This window comes from Vibrio nereis NBRC 15637 (assembly GCF_001591105.1).
Lineage (GTDB): Bacteria > Pseudomonadota > Gammaproteobacteria > Enterobacterales > Vibrionaceae > Vibrio > Vibrio nereis.
The window spans coordinates 151,130-173,582 of the sequence record NZ_BCUD01000004.1 but is presented as its reverse complement, the minus strand read 5'-3'; the positions used below and the strand labels follow the sequence as shown (position 1 = coordinate 173,582).

Below are 22,453 nucleotides of genomic sequence, written 5' to 3'. Positions count from 1 at the left end.
GATTCAATTCGTTGGATAAAAATAATCATAGTTGCCAATAGTCAAGGAATAGCTAATGCAAATTGGTGTGCCAAAAGAAAGGCTCGCGGGCGAAGCGCGAGTGGCTGCATCGCCGAAGTCGGTTGAGCAGTTAATTAAGTTAGGATTTGAAGTACACATTGAATCCGGAGCGGGGGACTTAGCAAGTTTTGATAATTCAGCATTTGAAGCTGCTGGAGCTAAGATTGTAACCCAAGAAGAGGTTTGGAATTCAGACCTAATTTTAAAAGTGAACGCCCCTTTAACAGAGAATGACAATGACGAGCTTGCTCTAATCAAGGAAGGCGCGACGTTAATCAGTTTTATCTGGCCTGCGCAAAACGCAGAATTGATGGAAAAGCTATCTAGCAAGAACATCAATGTTATGGCGATGGACTCTGTTCCACGTATTTCTCGCGCACAGTCTCTAGATGCACTCTCCTCAATGGCAAACATTGCTGGTTATCGTGCAGTCGTTGAAGCAGCGCATGAATTTGGTCGTTTCTTTACTGGTCAAATAACCGCTGCAGGTAAAGTTCCACCAGCGAAAGTTCTTGTTGCAGGTGCGGGTGTTGCAGGTCTAGCGGCTATCGGTGCGGCGGGCAGCTTGGGAGCTATTGTACGTGCATTTGACGTTCGTCCTGAAGTGAAAGAGCAAGTCCAATCTATGGGTGCTGAGTTTCTTGAAGTTGATTACAAGGAAGAGTCAGGTTCCGGTGATGGCTATGCCAAAGAGATGTCTGATGAATTCAACAAAAAAGCAGCTGAGCTATATGCAGAGCAGGCCAAAGACGTTGATATCATTATTACGACAGCACTAATCCCAGGTCGCCCTGCGCCGAAGTTGATTACCAAAGAAATGGTAGACAGCATGAAAGCGGGTAGTGTCATTGTTGATTTAGCTGCCGCAAACGGTGGTAACTGTGAGTACACCGTTGCGGATAAGGTCATCACGACTGAAAATGGCGTAAAAATCGTCGGTTATACTGATATGGTTGGCCGCCTGCCAACGCAATCTTCCCAACTCTACTCTACTAACTTAGTAAACCTACTTAAGCTGCTTTGCAAAGAAAAAGACGGCAACATCAATATTGATTTTGAAGATGTCGTCATTCGCGGTGTAACAGTAGTCAAAGAAGGTGAAGTGACTTGGCCTGCGCCACCTATCAAAGTTTCTGCGCAACCTGCGCCTAAAGCGGCAGAGCCTCAAGCCAAGGCAGAACCTAAAGTTAAAGAGCCAACTTCTCCAGCGAAGAAAATTGGTGCTTTGGTTGCTGGTGTTGCTGCATTCGGTTGGATCGCTTCGGTTGCACCGGCGGCTTTCTTGTCTCACTTTACGGTATTCGTTCTAGCCTGTGTTGTGGGCTACTACGTGGTTTGGAACGTTACACACTCTCTGCATACGCCTCTTATGTCAGTAACAAACGCGATTTCAGGCATTATTGTTGTCGGTGCGCTTCTGCAAATAGGCCAAGGGAATGGGGCAGTTTCATTCCTCGCATTTATTGCTGTCTTGATTGCCAGTATCAATATTTTCGGTGGTTTCACCGTAACCAAGCGCATGCTTGAAATGTTCCGTAAAGATTAAGGGGTAACAAGAAATGTCTGCAGGATTAGTACAAGCAGCTTATATTGTTGCTGCATTATTCTTTATTTTGAGTCTAGCTGGCTTATCAAAGCAAGAATCTGCAAAAGCAGGTAACTACTATGGTATCGCTGGTATGACGATCGCTTTGATCGCAACGATCTTTGGCCCAGAATCCGAAGGTTTCGTGTGGATCATTATCGCTATGGTGATCGGTGGTTCGATCGGTATTCACTATGCTAAAAAAGTAGAAATGACTGAAATGCCAGAGCTTGTGGCAATTCTTCACAGCTTTGTTGGTATGGCGGCAGTATTAGTTGGTTTTAACAGCTACCTAGATGCACCGGAAACAGCAACACACGCAGAACACGTAATCCATCTTGTGGAAGTCTTCCTAGGTGTGTTTATTGGTGCTGTGACCTTCACGGGTTCTATCGTTGCATTTGGCAAACTTCGCGGTGTGATTTCTTCGTCACCACTGAACTTACCTCACAAGCATAAGTTGAACTTGGCAGCCGTTGTTGTTTCAACCTTGTTGATGATTGCTTTCGTAAAAGCTGATGGCAGCATGTTTGCTTTGATCGTGATGACACTGATCGCGTTTGCTTTCGGTTATCACTTAGTGGCGTCAATCGGTGGTGCGGATATGCCAGTGGTTGTGTCTATGCTTAACTCGTATTCTGGTTGGGCAGCGGCGGCAGCTGGTTTCATGTTAGCAAATGATCTACTAATCGTTACTGGTGCTCTTGTTGGTTCATCCGGTGCAATTCTGTCTTACATCATGTGTAAAGCAATGAACCGTTCGTTTATCAGCGTTATTGCTGGTGGCTTTGGCCAAGAAATTAGCATCTCTAGTGATGTTGATCATGGTGAGCACCGTGAAACTTCAGCAGAAGATGTGGCAGATTTACTTAAAAATTCAAAGTCTGTCATCATCACTCCAGGATACGGTATGGCCGTAGCGCAAGCACAATACCCAGTGTATGAAATCACTGAAACACTTCGCGCAAAAGGCATTAATGTACGTTTTGGTATCCACCCAGTAGCGGGTCGCCTGCCTGGTCACATGAACGTGCTACTTGCTGAAGCGAAAGTTCCGTATGACATCGTGCTGGAAATGGACGAAATCAACGATGATTTCGATGAGACAGACACAGTGCTCGTAATTGGTGCGAACGATACAGTAAACCCAGCGGCTCAAGAAGATCCAAACAGTCCAATCGCTGGTATGCCAGTACTTGAGGTGTGGAATGCGAAAAACGTTATCGTGTTTAAGCGTTCAATGAACACAGGTTATGCTGGTGTTCAAAACCCACTATTTTTTAAAGAAAATACCCAAATGCTGTTTGGTGATGCTAAAGAAAGTGTAGAGGCTATCTTTAAAGCACTGTAAACTAGTTTGTTGTTAAGACCTGAAGCCAGCTCAATGCTGGCTTCTTTTTTAGAACTTATAATTGACACAGTTATTACATATTAAATCCATAAGTTTGGCATAATCCTTTGCCTTAAATATAACCCACTGATTTAGCGAAATTTTGCATTGTTAAAGGCAGCTTTAAACACAATCATCTTATGCTTAAGTTTAGGCTCTGTGAGTGCAACCGCAGACTCTCTTCCTGAGCGGATAGATACATTTGTCGATTTGTTTGAGAAGAGCGATTCTATTGTTGTATACGATATTCGCAATCTTCAGTCAGACTATCCGACACGTCTACTCACGCCTGACTCTATGCTTCCTCAAACAGCCGCTTATCCTTTACGAGACGTGCAAAGACTGTATGACTTATCCAAAAAATGTACAGGAAAGTTACCGCTTAGCCCTTTGGTGACGGAGCCGTTAGTATTTACTCGTGCCATGTGTAATGGAAATACGCTTAGTAACAAATGGTTTGCTCGCAGCGCTCTAATTCACCCTGGTGGTGGCACATATGCGAGTCGCTATGCAGAAGTTTATCCTGAAAAGCAGGAGCGACTTCAACAGTATATGCATATTAAAGAAAGACCTTTAGCTCCGAAAAACAGTTTACTTGGTAGGCTGCAACGCATGAATGAAGACACGATTTTGTCACTGATTGCTGGCTCAAGTATGTTTCTGGAACACGATGAATTATGGCTCAGAAAAAATGACCATTATCTCGTGTTTCCCGCAGAAGTTTGGATACAAAATGCGGATAACGCGGGTCTGCAGTTTACTTTAAGAAGTGAATCAGACAGCTGTTTCGTTCAACGCGGTAATTTGTGTTGGGATATCGAAGATAGTTCAGATCTGCTCAGAATGAGCATGGTAGCGTTGGTTATCGCCAATATTTTGCTTGTCCTTGGTTGGTCTCTTTACCGTTGGAACACCAAGAGACAAGAGATGAAAAGTCGGATGCTCATCTTACAAATATTAACTCATGAGCTAAGGACTCCGATCGCTAGTTTATCTCTCACTGTTGAAGGTTTCAGGAGAGAATTCGAGAAACTTCCCGAATCAGTATATGATGAGTTTCGAAGATTGTGTGAAGACTCTCGACGGTTAAGACAGCTTGCAGAAGCGAGTAAAGACTACTTACAGTCAGATAGCAAGCCTTTAGCGACAGAGTGGGTTCCTTCTGTACAAGAATGGTTAGAGTTCAAAATTGAAGAAGAATTCGATGAACAGATCGAGTTCACAATTAACAAAGATGTCGCAGCCAAGCTTAATGTATACTGGCTTGGCACGTGTATAGATAATTTACTTAGAAACGCAGTGAAATATGGGGTTGGTCCCGTAGAGCTAGAGGTCAATGCCTCTAACCAACTACTCACTGTAAAAGTTATAGACCAAGGAAAGCTTAGCAAAAAGGACTGGCGTAATTTACGTAAACCTTTTGTAAGTAAAAGTGGCCTTGGACTAGGTTTAACAATTGTTGAATCAATGGTCAGCCGAATGGGCGGTAAAATGTCATTAATCGGGCCACCAACAACGTTTATATTGGAGATACCTTGTGAAACAGACACTGCTTCTCGTTGAAGATGATAAAAACCTAGCAGATGGCCTTTTAGTTAGCCTAGAACAAGCGGGATACGAGTGCTTTCATTCAGAAACAATCGCTGATGTTGCGCAGCATTGGGAAAAAGCCGATCTTGTAATTTTGGATCGCCAGTTGCCAGACGGAGATTCTGTTCAGCACCTTGAGGCATGGAAACAACTAAAAGATGTGCCTGTCATTCTGCTGACAGCATTAGTGACTGTAAAAGATAAAGTGGCAGGCTTAGATGCAGGTGCAAATGATTACCTAACGAAGCCTTTTGCTGAAGCAGAATTATTCGCCAGAATTCGTGCGCAGTTACGAGCACCAGAAGGTGAAAGCCAAGACGACTCAAAAGTCATTACGGAACACCTTGTTATCGATAAAGCAACGCGTGAAGTGTTCTACAAGCAGGAATCAATCACGTTAACAAGAACAGAATTTGATTTGTTGCTTTTCTTAGCAAGTAATTTAGGTCGAGTATTTACTCGTGATGAGTTACTTGATCATGTTTGGGGCTACAACCATTTCCCAACAACAAGAACGGTAGACACACACGTACTTCAACTCCGTCAAAAACTACCTGGCCTTGAAATAGAAACACTACGCGGTGTTGGCTATAAAATGAAAGCCTAATGTTAAAACGTACTGCTATTCTAGGCGCATTATTAGTAAGTGCGCCTGCGTCAGCTAAAGATGTGCCTTGGTTTCAAAGTAATACACCTTTGACACAGGCACATAAGCACCTATTAAATAATGATCTTCCGGCGATGTTTTCATCGCTGGTTGAGGTATGGCAGTTAGAGAAAAATCAGACTATCACACCTCATCTCAACGACCTTCTCCTGCAATCACTTGAAGTTGACTGCGGCAAAACGCTAGACACCAAACCGTTACCCGATTGGTTGAATAGCGTCATTGTAAGGCGCACAGATATTCAAAGCCCTGGTAGAAATTCCTATAGAGCGAGTGTGGAGATCGAGTCGAGAATTGATATATCTGACATATCTTTAACTAAATGGGTATCACGCTCACTTACCAATGATAACGCGCTCACTGCGTTTAAAGTCTCAGATACGCTCACGAAATATGTAAAAAGGTATAATCTCAATAGTCGTATGACCATGGGCTTATACAGAATTGATGTTACTGGAAGCGATGACACTACCTGGAGCTCGTGGCTGGTATTAGGGGAAGACAAAGCGAAAGTGACGGTTCGTTGGCAGTCAAAAGACCAATGGAAAGTGGAAAAGAACGCATTGTTGAACCCTCATTGCCCATTACCCAAACTCGATGTGTCACTTTATGATTTTGTAGATGGCAAATATAATCGTGTATGGGGTAAAGTCTACGAATCGGATTATCCATCCACTATAGATTCTGGCGCCGCACAGCCGGGTCGCTATGTATTGGCTGTTGCTGTCAACCAAACACGCTGGCAAGGCCCAATAATTGTTGAACAGTCCCAAACTATTAGTAAAACATATGATGTTTCACTAGAGGAATAGTTGAATTTATTGGACAATACGCTGATACAAATACCAGCGTTCTAGTAATTAAATCGACATGACAAATTCAATTAAACTTCTTCCACTCTCTTTTGCGCTCTTTGCCTCTACCGCCACCGCTGCTAACTATGCAATTGAAGCAAGGGGCGACGCGATGGGGGGAGTAGGCGTTGTATCTGCAAACTTTCTGACTGCACCTTTCTATAACCCTGCGTTGACTGCTATATACCGTCGCAATGATGATTTAGGTATGATCCTGCCAAGTATTGGCTTGACGTATACGGACGAAGATTCGTTTATTGATGACATCGATAAAACTGTTGATTTAATAGATAAAGTTAAAACTGATCCGAGTCAAGTTAGCGCTTTAGAAGCATCGTTGAGTGATTTAAGAGGCGATCAACTGAAAGTAGAGTTAGGTGGTGTTGTCGCATTTGCTTTACCTAACCAATTTGTGGCGGCCAACTTATTTGGTAAAGCTTATACTGAATCTTTTGTAAACCCTGTCATTCCGGATACTGGAGACGCGGCTACTGATGCGAGTAATAGTAAGATTCAAGCTGTTTCTGTAGGCGTAACAGAAGTCGGAATGGCGCTCGCCAAATATCAGACTTTCATGGGGCAACACATTGCTTTTGGTGTTTCGCCAAAACTACAGCGTGTTTACACGTACGTTTATGAAGCATCCCTATCTGACTATGAGCTTAAAGATCTAAGAGAAAATTCGACAGGCGAAACGGTACTAAATGCAGATGCGGGTTTTGTTTGGTTTTATGGGCCTTTAAGGGCTGGTATATCAGCAAGTAACATTTTAGGGCGTGATATCAAAACTAAAGCAATGCCATCCAATCCTCAACAAACCTTTGAGTACAAATTACGTCCGCATTATACAGTAGGTTTTGGTTTGGTTGCTGACTACGCGACGCTTAGTGTTGATTATGATTTGAATGAAGAAGAAAGATATACAGGATTCGCCGACAACACACAAATGATTCGTGTTGGCGGTGAAGTCGATCTTCTTCGCCAACTTAAGTTGAGAGCGGGTTGGAAACGTAACCTTGCTTACGACAACCTTGATGATACGGTCACAGCCGGTATCGGATTATCACCGCTTAATTTGTTCCAATTGGATATTGGTGCTAGCTATACCAACAAAGACTCAATGGGTGGATACATCAACTTCTTAACTAGCTATTAAGCCTTAACGTAGCAATACTGGTTTTATCCCTCAATTCATAATATAGTCGGCCCCTAGCAAAAATAGGGGCCGTTTTATGTTTGATGATTTACCACCGCTAAGCCATGAAGAACAACAAAAAGCTGTAGATAGAATTCAGCAGCTAATGGCAGAAGGAATCAGCACTGCACAAGCAATCAAGATCGTAGCTGAGCAAATACGAGAAGAAGCTAAAGCAGCTAATACAAAAGGATAGGGCAGCACCTATTTTTAGGAAGTAGAACTTAATCCCAGGTTTACATTATGTAGCCTGGGATTTTTTATACCTGTGAAAAATCGGTGCACTATAACTAGTTCTATAGTGATACAACGAAAATTCTTACATACCTTCGCTACCAACGCCGTATTCTTAAAAGCCTAACAGCAACCTACAGAAGTAGTTTCAGAAAATCTGAATAAAGGTTAAAAACCCACATTTACCCTTGTAATCAAGGAATTACTACAGAGTTTTTATCTGTTTTCAGGTTTAGGTTAATCCTATTTGTAATAAAATTACAATGTGGTAAGTGATGGCTTGAGCGGGCTATTTTTATTAGATGATTATTCTTCAGGCGCACAGTGTCACAAAGGGCTCGCCCATAAAGGTGACAGCGTCACACAATAAGAAAGTAAACAGGCTCTTCTACTAATTACCGTTCCTGCAAAGCAAATGTTGTACGTGAAGCCTGTAACAAACACTCTCTAGAGGAATGAATGTATTCTTACTATCTCTCTGGTTACTTAGTCTGGAGGAATGCTACCGGTTTACCATGTTCATTGAGGTATTCTCGTGTTGCGACCGTATAATTGAAGGCGGATTCGGTCTCGCTAAAACGCAAGTTCATCAGGCGATCAGTCGCATCATCGATGAACACCAGCAGGCAACATTTATCGCTACGTCCTTCAAACTAATCATGATGAGAGCCATCGTTCTGGATGAACTCACCAAAGCAGTCACGGCGATAACGAGGTTGATAAATACGAGGCTTACGTTGTGAATGTGGCACCCAAAGACCATCGGAAATCATCCATTGACGAAGGACTTCAAGCGACGCATTGATATGATGTTGTACTGTTAACTTTTCCTGCGCAAACGTAGGACCAAAGTCTGGATACTGCTAAGAACGGATGTTCAGGCCTGGGCTTTTATTTTGTCATCAATTCGATAGGATGAAGGTTTTCCTCGGTTGTCGTGGCCAAAGAATTCGCGACGCACTATACAAGAAAGATACCAGTGCAAGACATTTGGGATGACAGAAAATCGTTGTAGTTGGCGATCATTCATGACTATTAGCATCTTTAAACCTCCAAGCGAATGTAGGACAAATTCACTTGGTAATATTAGGAAATTTTCGCTTTGTGCTTATAACTGCAGTGCGTATTATCTATCTTATGTTAAATATAATGTAGAAATAGAAAGGAGCGCCATGCTCCCTTCTATCTTGAGTAACTTTGAAACTTGGTGTTTAGTAGTAAATTCAACATAACTTGATTTACCATAAAATACCTAATAATCATTTGGTTAATCATTGATTATCCAATCGATTATTAGCCACCTGAAAGTTTAACTGTAAAACCTTTTTTCTCTAGATGTACTTTGATCTTGTCACGAGCATCGCCTTGGATTTCAATAGTGCCATCTTTTACAGAGCCACCACAACCACACACTTTCTTTAGCTCTGCTGCTAGAAGTTTAAGTGGTGCATCCTCAAGATCGAGTCCAGATACAACACAAACTCCTTTACCTTTGCGACCTTTGGTTTGTTTTTGGATTCGAACAATACCGTCACCTTTAGGACGTTGGGGCTTATCTTCTTCAGGTTTAATACGACCAACTTCGGTCGAATATACAAGACTCATAATATATTACTTCTTTTGTTGCTGTTCGGCTCTTTGCTTGGCTTGCAAGTATGCCTCGATGTGCTTTTGAATTGCAACTTTACCGCCTTTGATTAAGCGGCCGTTAAATAAGCAGTACCACGCATTCGCTTCACCTGTGTCATTCTTTAACAGATAACCATTAAAGACTTCTTGGGCTGAATTTGCTTTGGTTTGCTTTTGATTTTCGAGTGAGCTGAACTCTTTTGGATCGATGATTGTAGCGGTATCACAAAACCAATCGATGCTTTTCTTTACTGCTGCCATGCTTCCTGACAACAGATGTTTTTTAATTTGAACTTGCCAGATCTCTGTCGAGTTTCCGGCAGTTTTAAGGGTAAACCCTCGATAAGAAGCTGCGGCCATAATCATCGTTATTTAGAAATCGGTCATTTAATAATAATTGTATATATATCATTATCAAGTATATTTATTAAAATCTGACGGTTATAGTGCTTTAAAATGAGAAAAAAAATACGTTCCATCGACGACATTTCCGAAATAAAACGATACATAGGATTATTTTCAAAAAAAGTATCCATTGAGGATGTCAATCATCTGACAGATCATCAGTATTCGCGTAATTCACTCCTAGCGATGACGAAAGACTGGAACTTGTTTGTTGAGTTCTGTACTCAGAAGAATGTATCCCCTATCCCAGCGGCTACGACAGCGTTACGTATGTTTATTGAAAAGGAATCAATAGAACGTAAGTACGCAACAATTAAACGTTACCTTGTCACCATTGGTTTGTTCCATAGAATTCTTACGTCCTCGGACCCGAGTGCGCACTCTAGTGTCAAAATCGCCTTATCTAAAATTCGCTTAGACAAGGTGGGCGACGCAAAGGCCACCGATGCATTTGAGAAGAAGCACTTAGATCAGATTACCAGACTTCTTGGTCACTCCGATAAAGCACGCGATATCCGCAATTTGGCCATTTACTACATTATGTATGAATGCCTGCTAAAACGAAGTGAATTGCGTAATTTGAGTCTTCAACAGCTTACATACAATAACGACTGTATAAAAGTTGCGATTGGAGACAACCTTTATACGCTTTCACCTAATGCCTGCGAGTACCTCTCTCGATGGATAAATCTTCGTGGACTTCATGGCTCAACACTATTCACAGCCATAGATAAGCACGGCAACATGAATAATGAGCCTTTGGATGATTCATCTATTTACCGTATTCTACGTAGCGCTAGCGATAAACTTGGTCTAGACCTTAAGTTTTCCGGCCAATCGTTACGAGTCGGAGCAGCTAAAGAGTTAGCCAAACAAGGAAACAAAGTATCAGATATTCAGCACTATGGGCGTTGGTTAAGTGCTGCAATGCCTTATTACTACATAGGTAATAAGGCACAAGCAGATACTGAAAGGATGGTATTTAAACGTTTTAAACCGTGGGATTAGATCGAACTACGGACACAATCCGCTAAAAATTCTGAGAAGTCGTGCCCATTATTCTCAAGCATTTTTGGAAACATTGAAATTGGTGTCATTCCTGGGAATGTATTTACTTCGTTCAGGTAAATATTACCATCTGGAGTTAAGAAAAAGTCGATACGAGATAAGTGTCTTAGGCGCATTTGTTTAAACACTTTTTCCGAGCTTAAACGGATTAGCTCAAGCTGCGCTTCACTTAAGTTGCTCGCTTCGATCTCTGTCGTCGAATGACTCGCTTCGCTGTATTTTTCTTCGTAAGTATAAAACGCATCTTCCGGCGCTTTGATTTCACCAGGTTTGCTTATATAAAGTTCGCCTTGGAATTGGTACGCAGCGACTTCTAACTCGCGTGGTTTTACCGCTTGTTCGATCAGCACTTGATCGGAGTAATGGAATGCATTATTCAAAGCAGATTCCAGCTCATTGATATCATCGACTTTATAGCATCCTACAGATGAGCCTTGTCTGGCTGCTTTTACAAAAATACAGCCCCACTTTTGTAATGCGCTCATACTTTCTTCAAGCGCAGATGCATTATTCTCTGACAAGAAAATATAAGGTGTGTTTGGGATGCCTAATGCATCGTACCAAAGCTTTGATGTGATCTTATTAAAACTATTTGTGCTTGCTTCTGGCCCGCAGCCTAAATAAGGAATACCCGATAACTCGAGCATTGACTGAATATCACCGGTTTCACCTGGATAGCCGTGAATACATGGCACCACAAAGTCGATTTTTATTGAATTGTCTTCTGTATTTAGAGTACCTCTGTTTGTATCAAGGTACGCCAGTTTACCTTCTGTGGTGAACCACCCATCCGCTTTCATCTCAACACGAATAACATCAAACTCGCGGGTGCTTTCAAGTTGTTCTTGAACGAAATTAGCGGAAATCAGAGATACCTCGTGTTCAGACGAGCCACCTCCACATAAAAGTAATATTGTCGTATTAATCATTAAAAATCTTTCCGTGATACAACAGATGTATTAGTGGCCTCATAATAATAGAAAGGAAATCAAGTTACACGAATTTAGCGTCAAATCGAGTGTATAGCTGCGTAACCGGCCAATAATTACACATAAAAAAGGGGCTACTTGCCCCTTCGTGGTTTAGTTCAATTTGTTTAGTTTTGGATATGCTGAATTTTTTATCGCATCGATACTTTTAACGAAAGGCTTAAGCGTTCTAAAATCGGCTGGTAGCTGGGCAATCGCCGCTTGCGCTTCACTACGCGTTGCATAATCGCCAAATAAGATTGTGTACCATTTCGTACCGTTAACAACTTTGAAGTTTTCCCAAATTGGCTGTTCATGCTGAGGGAGTTTTCGGGCAAACTGATCGACTTTCAGCTGATTACCAACAGCAACAACTTGTATCGTGTAACCAAATCGTGCGTTCTTCGCTTGCTGTTTGCTACTAGGTGGAGTGATAGAAACCGCCGGTTTTGCGGTTTTTGGCGTCATCTTCACTACCTGCTTTTCAGCTTTAGGCGACATTTTTACTACGTTAGCCTGAACATTCTGTTCTGTGACTTGAGGCTGTGACAGAAGTGGTTTTTCAACTTTTGCTGTACGGTACTCTTCTCGATGGCTTTCAGAGCTCACATCTGTGACATACTCGCTTGATACACAAGCAGAAAGTACAACAGATAGGCCAACAATAGCGATTTTTTTCATGGAATATTCAAACACATTAAACGATAAATTACCTTAAATCATGCCGTTAGATAGGCACAGAATCAACCCAACATTGCAATTATCTACCTATACACTGTGACACGTGACACAAACTTAATCACTTCACCAGTGATCTGATTAAAACAACTCCAATTCTCTTCTGTTTTAAATATGCAGCTTGGGTACGATTGTTTGATATACCCCGCCGGAGCTATGTTATGAATCAATTGACACGCCTGCTCAAACCCAAATCTGTCGCCATTATTGGAGCCTCAACAAAAGAAATGCGCGCAGGTAATATCATCATGAAAAATCTACTGCACGGTGGTTTTGAAGGGATTATTATGCCCGTCACACCCAACCACCCTGCTGTGTGTGGTGTATTGGCCTATCGGTCGGTGGCTGAGCTTCCTGTCGTACCAGATGTCGCCATTGTGTGTACACACGCAAGTAGAAACATACAAATATTCCACGATTTGGCTGCTAAGAAAGTAAAAGCGGCCATTGTTTTATCTGCCGATATGCATTTTCCGCTGGATAATGGTGATAGTATTCAGGACCGCTGCTTAAAAATTGCCAAGGCAGCGGGTATGCGGATACTGGGGCCTAATAGCTTAGGGCTTGTTCTGCCATGGGAAAACTTTAATGCCTCTTTTTCACCTGTGACAGCACAAAAAGGGAAAATTGCTTTCATATCTCAGTCCGCCGCAATGTGCACCACGATTTTGGATTGGGCTAATGATAAAAATATCGGTTTTTCTGCGTTTGTTTCTCTAGGTAACGCGCTTGATATCGATTTTGCTGATTTACTCGACTACCTAAGTACTGACTCTCATACAGATGCTATATTGCTTTATGTTGATACTATTAGTGACGCAAGGCGATTCATGTCCGCAGCGCGAGCCGCATCGCGAAATCGACGTATTCTGGTACTGAAAGGCGGCCGAACAGCCGCTGGACGTGCCGCGGCAAAAGCCCACACAGGCGGCAGTGATACGCTAGATATCATTTACGACTCTGCTATCAGGCGTACTGGTATGCTTCGCGTTAAGAACTCACATGAGCTGTTCGCTGCAGTAGAAACACTTACCCACTCGGTTCCACTGCGTGGCGAACGTCTTGCCATCATTACCAATGGTGGTGGGCCTGCGATAATGGCGGTAGACACACTTTTAGAGCGTGGCGGTAAACTGGCTCAGCTTTCACCAGACACCATTGAATCTTTAAGTGAAATTTTGCCACCAAGCTGGAGTCATAGTAACCCGATCGATATCGTTGGCGATGCAGATCATACGCGTTATATCAAAACGCTGAATGCCGTCATGGATGCAGACTGCGCCGATGCTATATTGATTATGCATAGCCCTTCAGCAGTCGCACACTCAGAGCAAACAGCCCAAGCAGTGGTTGATGCAATCAAATCACACCCTAGATACAAACGTTTCAATATTCTTACCAATTGGTCAGGCGAGCAAACAGCTAAACCCGCCCGACACATTTTAACTCAAGCGGGTATTCCAACTTATCGCACCCCAGAAAGTGCGGTTATAGCTTTTATGCACCTAGTGGAGTACAGGCGAAACCAAAAACAATTGATGGAAACGCCGACTACGGCAGAGCCTGTCCATATCACAGAGCTTAATGAAGCGAAAAAATGGATTGAAGACAAATTACTGGATAAAAAAACAGTATCACTAGATACGCATCAAATCGGCACTTTCCTTAAGTACTTTAATTTCAATGCCCTTCCTACTTGGATAGCCGAAGATGCCAGTGAAGCTGTGCATGTAGCAGAACAAATAGGCTACCCCGTAGCTGTAAAACTACGCTCTCCTGATATTGCACATAAGTCAGATATACAGGGGGTAATGCTCAACCTCCGAAATAGCAGTGAAGTCGCAAACGCAGCTGAATCCATTTTGGATCGCGCTAAGCTTTCCTACCCATCAGCCAATATCCACGGCCTTTTAGTTCAAGGTATGGCCAAATTGGCCGGTGGTGAAGAAATACGTATCAAAGTAAAAACAGACGAAACCTTTGGACCAGTCATCTTGCTTGGACAAGGCGGTTCTGAGTGGGATGAGTCTATGGATGCGGCCTCAGCTTTGCCACCGTTGAATATGGCACTCGCACGCTATTTGATCGTTAGAGCGCTGAAAAAGGGGAAAATTAGACTGCAAAAATTGCCAGAGCCAATGGATGTTCATGGCTTATCTGAATTGCTAGTACGTATTTCTCAAATGGTGGTTGATTGCCCACAAGTACATGAACTGGATATACATCCACTATTGGCTAACGGACGCTCATTTACCATATTAGATGCAGATCTCATCTTAAAACGATATGAAGGTGACGCCCACGAACGATTAGCCATCCGGCCTTACCCTGTTGAATATGAAGAGATTACGAGACTAAAAACAGGGGATGAAATACTGATACGCCCTATCCTACCGGAAGACGAGCCGCTTCACGCTGAATTTATTCATAACGTCACCAAGGAAGATCTTTATAAGCGTTTCTTTACTGATGTTGGGGAGTTCAATCACGAAGCATTAGCTAACTTCACCCAAATAGATTATGACCGAGAAATGGCATTTGTTGCGGTCAGACAAGGAATAAAGGGCACCGAAATAATCGGCGTTTCCAGAGCACTGATAAACACCGAAAACACGGATGCAGAGTTCGCAATATTAATACGCTCAGACCTAAAAGGTGGTGGATTAGGCAAACTACTCATGAAAAAAATCATTGATTATTGCCGCCAGAAAAAGACAAAACAAATGTCTGGTATGACTATGCCAGCAAACCGAGGGATGTTAATGCTTGCACAAAAAATGGGCTTTAAGCTAGATGTTCACTTCGAGGAAGGTGTGGCCGATATGGTATTACCACTCGATTAAAAACACGATAAAGAGGTGGGTGGGCCGGTAACGACCCACCTACTCAATCATTGCACTTTGGTCGCGTGTTTGAAGTTTTTTTGAAGATATTGAATACACCAAGATTTCGCTTCACCTATCTTGTTTCTTTTCCAGGCTAGAATGACTTCTATAGGTTGTGGCTCTGTCCCGGCAATTTTCTTAATACTTCCTTTCTCGATCAACTCTTCTGCCAAATCTTTAGGCAACGTACCAATACCTAGCCCTCTCTCTAGCGCCGAAACCTTAGCAGCAAAATTGGTTACCGTTAATCTAGGCTGCTTTTGGGTAACATTGACACTAATAGGCGGCTGCTCGCGCGCAGTATCCGCGATTGCAATCATTCGATACTTTTCTCGCGCCTCCTCATTGAACTCACCCGAGCGTTTATGGACATAATGCTCTGAAGCGGCAACCCAAATCATCTCCATACTTCCAATGGTTTGAGACTTTACATCGTGTGGCAATATATCCATCTTGGGACAAATCAAAAGATCAGCACGACCGTCATTTAATGACTCCCAACAGCCAGCCAGAATTTCTTCTTGCAACTTAACCCGTGTCGAACTCACTTTACCCAGTTCATCTACCATCGAGAAAAAATTCTCCACTGGAATGATGCCATCAAACGCGAGTGTGATATCCAGTTCCCAACCATTCGCAAGCAAACTGGCGTCATTAACAAGCTTTTGGGTTGCAGAAAGTATTGTTCGTCCCCGCTCCAAAATTAATTTGCCCGCATCTGTAAAGTTCGCTTTATGACCAGAGCGATCAAAGATCATGATGTCTAGGTCTTGCTCAAGCTTTTGTATTTGGTAGCTTAACGACGACGGTGCTCGATCTAGTTCATTCGCAGCAGAGGCAAAACTGCCACGTCGATCAATTGCATCCAGAATATGTAACGCTTCTAATGTTATTGGGCTTTGCACACTATTTATCCTTCTACAACACGTCTGAGATGAGAGCTAATGCATTTAAGCATATACATCATTGAATCTAAATAGATTAATCACTGCTTGGTTAATCACAACCCTAGCGATGAACACTATGAATTGGATGATACTGCTCAGTTAAGTATAAGGTTTATGAGTTTAATTTATTGCTAGATTTGCACATTAGCTAATGATTTGGATATGCGATTGTTTATAGCGATTAAAGAAAAAGCGGATTTTTAGAATTATTCAGACCAGCCAAACAAAAAAGCCCCTCAACATCGTGAGGGGCTTTGTACAAAAGTCACCTTATTAACTGACTTTTTGCACTTCATTCATCGAAAGGAAAAGAAAAATGGGATGAATGAGTGCTTATTTTGAGCTTACCATCTCTTTTTTAACCATTACTGCTGCTGCAACGATAAAAGCGACGATTAGTGCTAACTCCATGACGACCCTCTTTAGAAATGTTGGAAAAACCGAACTGAAACTGCGGTTATTCTAACAGGTTTATAGTGCAAAGATAGACGTTAAAGAGTTTTTTACGATTTTTATCGACTCAGATCAAATCCGATACCTTAAGGCCTGTTTTAATCAAACTTTCACAAAAAAATTTACTTACAAAGTTATAATTAACTGAGGTTTTTGAAAGTGCTATTTCATCATGACTTTACCGCCTATCATCTTGAAAGCAGGTGTGCCTCGAATCAGAGTATCCCTCGCGAATTCAGTATTACAGGCAGGACAGTGACACGGCGTGAGTGTGTAATCTTCTACTATTCTTTCTTTAAAGCACTTTACTAATGCCCCTTTACCTCCTTTTCGATACTTAAACAATTTTGTCTTACATTTAATACAGTAAATATCGACGGTTTTAGAGGGTTGTTTTTTATTTGGTTTTGCCACGTATCCCCCACGGTTATTGTGCTTTGGGTTTGACCCAAACTTGACTAAAATCGAACCAGCCAAGTGCATTGCATTGTGCATTCTGTAACTCCCCACATTGATCTTTGCTGACACCCAACCAGCAATGAAACATGGGTATGATTTGTTTTTTCTCAACCAAGGACTCTCCAAGTATTTTTGCAGGGAACTTTGTATGCTCTTCAGATTGCCACTTTTCAACAATCTCGCACCAAAACTTGAAGTCACCTGCATCACTCAGTTGAGAAATATCACTGTAATTTAGTAACCACCCAGCCAGTGCATCTTCCCTATTACTTGAGATGCCCATAGGTTTCACCCAAATATCGATATCTTCAACATCTGGGGCGACAATGTCATATTTAACAAACTCAACGTCCAGCTGGTCTTGCTTTAACAGTGTTTCAATACACTTGACCAAGGTTGGAAACATAGGGTGCTGAGCATGATAAGCAATGGTGACTTTTCGATACGACGGAGGTGAACAGTAATGTCCGCTTCGGGTATGGTGGTACCAGCCCGGCTTTAACCCATGAGCAGGCAAAACACCCAAATCAATCACTTTCTGTTGAGGGAGTTGCTGGAACAAGTTTAAAGATGCTAATCGCTGACTAAAGTAGTTCGCCCAATCTTCTGATTTCGCTAGCCCACTTTTTCGATTGAGGAGTAAGAAAGTACAGCCTGGGTCTAACTCCACTTCATCACTGAATGTGCCTGTTTTGGGTTTGATTGGATTGGTTAAACTAGGAAATACCATTGATGAGTGAACATCATCAATGACCCAAATTTCTACGCTATCCAACAGTGCTCTAAAACCAAAATAAACATCAAATGCTTGTAGAATTAAGCGTTTCTCATCATTTTTTGTCACTCGATAAGGACCTGTGCCAATCGGAAACATGTCGTAGTCGTCTCCTCTTGCACTCTCTGGTAAGAGTATTTTTGCACAAGATTCTGCAAGTAACAGTGGTAAGCGGTAATCTGGCCTAGTTAGCGTGATATCAACCAACAATTTCTCCGATGTAGTGACATCTTCGATATGAGAAAATAGCTGTTTATTTTTTAATGAAATGAGTGATTCAATTACAGTTTCGGTCGTGAGGAGATCGCCATTATGAAAACGAACGCTTGGACGTATATAAAACTTCCAATGAGTGGGAGTGACTCTTTCCCATGTATGAGCCAGATCGGGTTGTAACTCCTCTTTTTCGTCCAAACGAGTCAAACCACTAAAAATTTGGCTGATGATATGCTGCTCAGAGCGCCTTACTTGTGCTCGGGGGTTTAAGTTAGTCAGTGGTCGGTAGTAAGGCAGACGAATAACTTGGAGACCTTCTCGTTGTTGGACTCCGAGGTAACTTTCCACAACTTGTGCAAGTTTCGATGTATCTTGATCGAGTACTTTTAACGCCTGGCCGATTTTGCCTTCTTCTAGGTAACGCCTCGCTAGATTTTCGCTCACATCTGAACGACTGCGTTTGAATATAAGCTGGGAAAGCTTTCCACGCCCTGGTGCGGGATGCCATTCAATCCAACCTTCTTCTTCCATTTTGTTGAGTACGATACGCGCGTTACGCCTAGTACAAAATAGAATTTCTGTAATTTCATCAAGTTGGATGCCACAGTCTTGACCCTTGTAATGTTCGAACAAGGTCTCAAACTGGACTCTAAGGCGGGGACTACTCATAAAGGGGGAAACCTCACTACTTAAACCTAAGAGAGGATTTTCCCCATTTAACTCAAAGAATCAAGCTCTCGGCATATTTATTCTACTTCACAGCCCATTTCTGCTGCGACTTCGCGCAATTGTGCTTCATTATCGAGCTTAATTGACCACTTGGTTTCGCTGCCATTGGCCGCTATCACATTAGCTCCTCGGCCAATAAGTTGAATAGCATCCGTTTGCGCTTGCAATGTAATCATATGTTCCCCTACGAACTTGATGACTACTTCATGTGGGGTAATAATGATTTTTCCGCTTTTAAATTCTACAACCATCGTTTAGGCCTTAAGCGCTTGTTTTGTGTTTCGTTTTTTTTGAACGGCAATGGTCAAACGGCTGCTGCAGACCAGCCTCTCTCGCTCATCAGTAATATTGATTTGCCATACCTGAGTAGAAACGCCCAAATGGATCGGGCTTGCTCTGCCGATGACTTTTCCCTCTCGCATTGAGCGAATATGGTTCGCATTAATGTCTAAGCCTACGCAGAACGAATCTTCATTCACACAAAAATTAGCCGCGACTGAGCCAAGCGTTTCTGCAAGAACGACGGATGCCCCACCATGAAGCATACCTAAAGGTTGGTGAGTGAAAGAGCAAACAGGCATCTTCGCTTCAATAAAATCGTCACCAACGTTGGTATAAATAATATTTAAGTGCTCTATCAAAGTGTTTTTAGATGTCGCATTTAGACGTTCTAAATCTATTGTGCGTTTCCAGATTGCCATACTGATTTCCCAAATGTTTAAATACAATGCATTGTAACCTAATGCTATGATTAGAAAAATATAGACTATGAAATGGAGAATTCGATGCGTAATTGGCTAAAGGTGAGCGTATTAGCGGCAACAATTGGCATGGCTGCATGTAGCTCGTCGCCTACGGGCCGTAATCAATTATTGCTGTTTTCCGACCAAGATATGAACAGCTTGGGCGCACAATCTTTCGAACAAATGAAAAAGCAGCAAAACGTCAGCACTGACTCAAAAACAAATGCTTATGTTCAGTGCGTTGCGAACAACGTTACGCGTTATGTTCCTAAAAAAGGCTTTAGCGAATGGGAAGTTGTTGTATTTGACGACGACCAAGTGAACGCGTTTGCGCTTCCTGGCGGTAAAATCGGTGTATATACCGGATTGTTGAAAGTCGCCAAAAATCAAGATCAGCTTGCGACGGTGATCGGTCACGAAATCGCACACGTTTTGGCTGACCACAGTAACGAAAGGCTTTCTCAATCACAACTTGCCAATGCGGGCATGCAAATTACCAGTATTGCTATCGGCTCATCTGAATATGCACAGTACCAAAGTGCCACTATGGCGGCACTCGGCTTGGGCGTCCAATATGGCGTTCTACTCCCTTATGGGCGAACTCAAGAGTCTGAAGCCGATATCGTAGGGCTTGAGCTGATGGCTAAGGCAGGGTTTGACCCAAGAGAAAGCATCAGTCTCTGGAAAAATATGGCAGCAGCGTCTGGCGGAAGCCAACCGCCAGAACTTTTGTCTACTCACCCGTCTCACGGTACACGCATTCAAGATTTAGCGGATGAAATACGTCGATTACCAAATTACGGCGCAACACGACCAAATTGTTCGTAAGTTCTCATCCATACAAAACAAACAGGGAGCCACATGGCTCCCTGTCAATTAGGTCCCTAAAATCATCAACGGCAGCTGCAGTAGCTGATCACCCGTTCCAGCAAAGTACCAGATGATACCAATCAGGCCAGATACAAGCGAAACGTACCAGATGGCTGATACAATTTGCCCATAGCGATCCAAAGGAAGTAAATGACTATGATGTCTACCACGCCATTCTAGGACAATTTCTAGTGTCCCCATAATGAGTAAAAAACCAAACAGGGTTAAGCCTAGAGAGTAGCTGAGTGCAACACCACTAAGTGCCGCAGCAGTGCAAAGCACAAGCCCGGCAACACTGTTCATCGAAAAGCTAATACTCTTAAGAACATGCCCGCCATCAAGTGGCAATATCGGCAATAAGTTAAACAGATTTAAAAATGCGTTAAAAACGGCAAGTCCGGCAAAAAATACCTCCCCCGTCATCCAATAAATCAATACAAGGATGAGCGACAACACGAAACCGAACATAGGCCCCATAATAGAGATAACCACATCTTGCCAACGCGTGTTTATCTTTTCGTCACTGAGTGCCAAACCACCTAAGAATGGCACAAGGTAAATGCCTTTGGTTTTCATTCCAAAGTATTTCATTGCTTTTACGTGGCCATACTCATGGAAGATTAGGCAAGCGAGCAAGGCTAATGCAAACTGGAATGAGAACAACCACGAGTACGCGGCTAAACTGGCAGAGGCTAGAACGACTTTAATTAATTTGGCACTTTTTAGCGCCTTCATGCCAAGCGATACAAGCCCTATTAAACTAAATTTCTTTTCGGCTTCAGGAGGGTTAAAGGGGACTTGTTTTTCTATGTCTTTTGTATCTCGGCTACCTTCTACGACAAGCTGATCGTTTAGCGTTGCTCGATATTCAATGAGAAATGGCTGCCACTCAAGCGACATGTCTAAACGACAAACCAACTCTTCATCTCCATTTAGCAACCTAAACTCATGAATGCTCTGCTTTCCTCGTTCAGAGTCTGCATTAAGTTGCGATACTAATTGGTTGCCCCAGAAGAGTTGCTGCCAACCAGCCATAGATCCTTCGAGTCGAAGGGGCTTGCCTAAGAAATCAATAGAAAGTAGTTCCAATGTTGTGCCTATTAATTGGGTTTTATAAACGCCCTAATTATGCGCCATAGACCACTACAAGGTAAAGCCATTGTTACAATGTAACCTGGCGTAGGTGTTTGATTTATTGTCATGTATCACGAATGTAACTCATAGTCATCACGAGGCGTATATTGCATCTGAATGCAGCGCTTTCTTGGATACCTCTTTATTTTTACCGAATAAAGTGCATAATAACGCCCTTCATTAACACCTATAAAATGTGAGTCCTTTTATGTCTTCTGAAGCTACAATGCTAGAACGCTGCGAATCTAAATGTGAATTATGTGCTGCTGAGGCGCCTCTAACGGCATACGCAGTTCCACCTCACAGCCACGTGACTGTTGATACCGCAATCATGGTATGTGACAAGTGTTTAGGTGAAATTGAAGATCCACAGGATATTAACCACTGGCGTTGCCTAAACGACAGTATGTGGAGCCAAGTACCAGCAGTACAGGTCACTGCATGGCGCCAACTGACTCGTCTTAACTCAGAAAACTGGGCTCAAGATGCTCTAGACATGATGTACATGGAAGAAGAGCAAATGAACTGGGCAATGATTGGCATGTCTGACGACGATAAGACTGTAGACTGCAACGGCACCGAGCTTAAAAAAGGTGACGACGTAACAGTAATTAAAGATCTGCCAGTTAAAGGTACAAACCAAGTGATCAAACAAGGTACAGTTATTCGTGGTATCAGCCTTGGTAGCGATCCAAAATTAGTTTCTGGTAAAGCGAATGGCGGCCAGTCTATGTACGTAATTGCTGAGTACTGCCGTAAAAAGTAATTCACAGATTGTACATTTGCAAAAAGGCGCTTTTAGCGCCTTTTTGCGTATTTGAACGCTGAAAAAAGTATAGATACAAAAAAGCGCCAGCAA

Annotated in this window: 21 protein-coding genes and 1 pseudogene; 11 read left to right on the top strand and 11 right to left on the bottom strand. The window is 42.5% G+C overall.

The window, feature by feature from the left end; all coding sequences use genetic code 11:
* Positions 1 to 55 precede the first annotated feature (55 nt).
* From VNE01S_RS06340 to VNE01S_RS18860, 7 genes are all read left to right on the top strand, one after another.
* Positions 56 to 1,606, top strand: coding sequence for a Re/Si-specific NAD(P)(+) transhydrogenase subunit alpha (locus tag VNE01S_RS06340; protein WP_053394763.1), 1,551 nt, complete (start codon positions 56 to 58; stop codon positions 1,604 to 1,606).
* 13 nt (positions 1,607 to 1,619) lie between these two features.
* Positions 1,620 to 2,996 carry a Re/Si-specific NAD(P)(+) transhydrogenase subunit beta gene (gene pntB, locus VNE01S_RS06335; protein WP_053394764.1) on the top strand — a complete coding sequence of 459 codons (1,377 nt, stop codon included), beginning with the start codon at positions 1,620 to 1,622 and terminating at the stop codon, positions 2,994 to 2,996.
* A gap of 171 nt (positions 2,997 to 3,167) precedes the next feature.
* On the top strand, positions 3,168 to 4,598 hold the full coding sequence (gene vxrA, locus VNE01S_RS06330; protein ID WP_304951237.1) for a sensor histidine kinase VxrA: 1,431 nt from the start codon (positions 3,168 to 3,170) through the stop codon (positions 4,596 to 4,598).
* Positions 4,573 to 5,232, top strand: coding sequence for a response regulator transcription factor VxrB (gene vxrB, locus VNE01S_RS06325; protein WP_053394766.1), 660 nt, complete (start codon positions 4,573 to 4,575; stop codon positions 5,230 to 5,232). The genes vxrA and vxrB overlap by 26 nt, the downstream gene beginning before the upstream one ends.
* Positions 5,232 to 6,104, top strand: coding sequence for a DUF2861 family protein (locus tag VNE01S_RS06320; protein ID WP_053394767.1), 873 nt, complete (start codon positions 5,232 to 5,234; stop codon positions 6,102 to 6,104). Before vxrB ends, VNE01S_RS06320 begins: the two co-directional genes overlap by 1 nt.
* A 58-nt stretch (positions 6,105 to 6,162) precedes the next feature.
* Positions 6,163 to 7,302, top strand: coding sequence for a conjugal transfer protein TraF (locus VNE01S_RS06315; protein ID WP_053394768.1), 1,140 nt, complete (start codon positions 6,163 to 6,165; stop codon positions 7,300 to 7,302).
* 76 nt (positions 7,303 to 7,378) lie between these two features.
* Entirely contained in the window at positions 7,379 to 7,537 is a 159-nt protein-coding gene (locus VNE01S_RS18860; RefSeq protein ID WP_082331652.1) for a YoaH family protein, read from the top strand.
* Positions 7,538 to 8,060: 523 nt separating this feature from the next.
* Here VNE01S_RS18860 and VNE01S_RS19735 read toward each other — a convergent pair.
* The 3 genes and pseudogenes from VNE01S_RS19735 to VNE01S_RS06300 all read right to left on the bottom strand — a co-directional run.
* Positions 8,061 to 8,435: pseudogene (locus VNE01S_RS19735) on the bottom strand (ISNCY family transposase); the annotation flags it as partial.
* A gap of 433 nt (positions 8,436 to 8,868) precedes the next feature.
* On the bottom strand, positions 8,869 to 9,180 hold the full coding sequence (gene yciH, locus VNE01S_RS06305; protein WP_053394770.1) for a stress response translation initiation inhibitor YciH: 312 nt from the start codon (positions 9,178 to 9,180) through the stop codon (positions 8,869 to 8,871).
* A 6-nt stretch (positions 9,181 to 9,186) separates the two neighbouring features.
* Complete coding sequence (locus VNE01S_RS06300; protein ID WP_053394771.1) at positions 9,187 to 9,564, bottom strand: DUF3319 domain-containing protein; 378 nt, start codon at positions 9,562 to 9,564, stop codon at positions 9,187 to 9,189.
* Positions 9,565 to 9,795: 231 nt separating this feature from the next.
* On the opposite strand from VNE01S_RS06300, the gene VNE01S_RS06295 reads away from it, so the two are divergent.
* The gene (locus tag VNE01S_RS06295) at positions 9,796 to 10,617 is read left to right on the top strand and encodes a tyrosine-type recombinase/integrase (protein WP_306304697.1); all 822 of its coding nucleotides are present in this window, start codon (positions 9,796 to 9,798) and stop codon (positions 10,615 to 10,617) included.
* Here VNE01S_RS06295 and VNE01S_RS06290 read toward each other — a convergent pair.
* Complete coding sequence (locus VNE01S_RS06290; protein ID WP_053394773.1) at positions 10,614 to 11,606, bottom strand: D-alanine--D-alanine ligase; 993 nt, start codon at positions 11,604 to 11,606, stop codon at positions 10,614 to 10,616. The two genes, VNE01S_RS06295 and VNE01S_RS06290, sit on opposite strands and share 4 nt — an antisense overlap.
* A 153-nt stretch (positions 11,607 to 11,759) precedes the next feature.
* Positions 11,760 to 12,326, bottom strand: coding sequence for an SPOR domain-containing protein (locus tag VNE01S_RS06285; RefSeq protein WP_053394774.1), 567 nt, complete (start codon positions 12,324 to 12,326; stop codon positions 11,760 to 11,762).
* Positions 12,327 to 12,544: 218 nt separating this feature from the next.
* Between VNE01S_RS06285 and VNE01S_RS06280 the strand changes: the two genes are divergently transcribed.
* Entirely contained in the window at positions 12,545 to 15,226 is a 2,682-nt protein-coding gene (locus VNE01S_RS06280; protein ID WP_053394775.1) for a bifunctional acetate--CoA ligase family protein/GNAT family N-acetyltransferase, read from the top strand.
* A 47-nt stretch (positions 15,227 to 15,273) separates the two neighbouring features.
* Here VNE01S_RS06280 and VNE01S_RS06275 read toward each other — a convergent pair whose 3' ends face one another.
* The 5 genes from VNE01S_RS06275 to VNE01S_RS06260 form a co-directional block, all read right to left on the bottom strand.
* Complete coding sequence (locus tag VNE01S_RS06275; protein ID WP_053394776.1) at positions 15,274 to 16,173, bottom strand: LysR family transcriptional regulator; 900 nt, start codon at positions 16,171 to 16,173, stop codon at positions 15,274 to 15,276.
* A 657-nt stretch (positions 16,174 to 16,830) separates the two neighbouring features.
* Complete coding sequence (locus VNE01S_RS18850) at positions 16,831 to 17,082, bottom strand: hypothetical protein (protein WP_082331653.1); 252 nt, start codon at positions 17,080 to 17,082, stop codon at positions 16,831 to 16,833.
* A 13-nt stretch (positions 17,083 to 17,095) separates the two neighbouring features.
* Positions 17,096 to 18,787 (bottom strand): SgrR family transcriptional regulator, encoded by a 1,692-nt coding sequence (locus VNE01S_RS06270; protein WP_053394777.1) that lies wholly within the window; start codon positions 18,785 to 18,787, stop codon positions 17,096 to 17,098.
* Positions 18,788 to 18,864: 77 nt separating this feature from the next.
* On the bottom strand, positions 18,865 to 19,098 hold the full coding sequence (locus VNE01S_RS06265) for a DUF3389 domain-containing protein (protein WP_053394778.1): 234 nt from the start codon (positions 19,096 to 19,098) through the stop codon (positions 18,865 to 18,867).
* Between the two features lie 3 nt (positions 19,099 to 19,101).
* Positions 19,102 to 19,548, bottom strand: a complete 447-nt coding sequence (locus VNE01S_RS06260; RefSeq protein WP_053394779.1) for a hotdog fold thioesterase — start codon at positions 19,546 to 19,548, stop codon at positions 19,102 to 19,104.
* An 84-nt stretch (positions 19,549 to 19,632) separates the two neighbouring features.
* Between VNE01S_RS06260 and VNE01S_RS06255 the strand changes: the two genes are divergently transcribed.
* A complete protein-coding gene (locus tag VNE01S_RS06255) occupies positions 19,633 to 20,418 on the top strand; it encodes a M48 family metallopeptidase (protein ID WP_053394780.1) in 786 nt (261 codons plus the stop codon).
* 48 nt (positions 20,419 to 20,466) lie between these two features.
* Here VNE01S_RS06255 and VNE01S_RS06250 read toward each other — a convergent pair whose 3' ends face one another.
* Positions 20,467 to 21,549: a site-2 protease family protein gene (locus VNE01S_RS06250; protein ID WP_053394781.1), complete on the bottom strand. Its 1,083-nt coding sequence runs from the start codon at positions 21,547 to 21,549 to the stop codon at positions 20,467 to 20,469.
* A 253-nt stretch (positions 21,550 to 21,802) separates the two neighbouring features.
* Here VNE01S_RS06250 and VNE01S_RS06245 point away from each other — a divergent pair, with 253 nt between their 5' ends.
* The gene (locus VNE01S_RS06245; protein ID WP_053394782.1) at positions 21,803 to 22,360 is read left to right on the top strand and encodes a PhnA domain-containing protein; all 558 of its coding nucleotides are present in this window, start codon (positions 21,803 to 21,805) and stop codon (positions 22,358 to 22,360) included.
* Positions 22,361 to 22,453 lie beyond the last annotated feature (93 nt).

Bases quoted from the DNA above. Each gene is read 5' to 3' on its own strand.
- VNE01S_RS06340 (WP_053394763.1), top strand. From the start codon at position 56: ATGCAAATTGGTGTGCCAAAAGAAAGGCTCGCGGGCGAAGCGCGAGTG.
- pntB (WP_053394764.1), top strand. From the start codon at position 1,620: ATGTCTGCAGGATTAGTACAAGCAGCTTATATTGTTGCTGCATTATTC.
- VNE01S_RS06320 (WP_053394767.1), top strand. From the start codon at position 5,232: ATGTTAAAACGTACTGCTATTCTAGGCGCATTATTAGTAAGTGCGCCT.
- VNE01S_RS06315 (WP_053394768.1), top strand. From the start codon at position 6,163: ATGACAAATTCAATTAAACTTCTTCCACTCTCTTTTGCGCTCTTTGCC.
- VNE01S_RS18860 (WP_082331652.1), top strand. From the start codon at position 7,379: ATGTTTGATGATTTACCACCGCTAAGCCATGAAGAACAACAAAAAGCT.
- yciH (WP_053394770.1), bottom strand. From the start codon at position 9,180: ATGAGTCTTGTATATTCGACCGAAGTTGGTCGTATTAAACCTGAAGAA.
- VNE01S_RS06300 (WP_053394771.1), bottom strand. From the start codon at position 9,564: ATGGCCGCAGCTTCTTATCGAGGGTTTACCCTTAAAACTGCCGGAAAC.
- VNE01S_RS06295 (WP_306304697.1), top strand. From the start codon at position 9,796: ATGACGAAAGACTGGAACTTGTTTGTTGAGTTCTGTACTCAGAAGAAT.
- VNE01S_RS06290 (WP_053394773.1), bottom strand. From the start codon at position 11,606: ATGATTAATACGACAATATTACTTTTATGTGGAGGTGGCTCGTCTGAA.
- VNE01S_RS06285 (WP_053394774.1), bottom strand. From the start codon at position 12,326: ATGAAAAAAATCGCTATTGTTGGCCTATCTGTTGTACTTTCTGCTTGT.
- VNE01S_RS06280 (WP_053394775.1), top strand. From the start codon at position 12,545: ATGAATCAATTGACACGCCTGCTCAAACCCAAATCTGTCGCCATTATT.
- VNE01S_RS06270 (WP_053394777.1), bottom strand. From the start codon at position 18,787: ATGAGTAGTCCCCGCCTTAGAGTCCAGTTTGAGACCTTGTTCGAACAT.
- VNE01S_RS06265 (WP_053394778.1), bottom strand. From the start codon at position 19,098: ATGGTTGTAGAATTTAAAAGCGGAAAAATCATTATTACCCCACATGAA.
- VNE01S_RS06260 (WP_053394779.1), bottom strand. From the start codon at position 19,548: ATGGCAATCTGGAAACGCACAATAGATTTAGAACGTCTAAATGCGACA.
- VNE01S_RS06255 (WP_053394780.1), top strand. From the start codon at position 19,633: ATGCGTAATTGGCTAAAGGTGAGCGTATTAGCGGCAACAATTGGCATG.
- VNE01S_RS06245 (WP_053394782.1), top strand. From the start codon at position 21,803: ATGTCTTCTGAAGCTACAATGCTAGAACGCTGCGAATCTAAATGTGAA.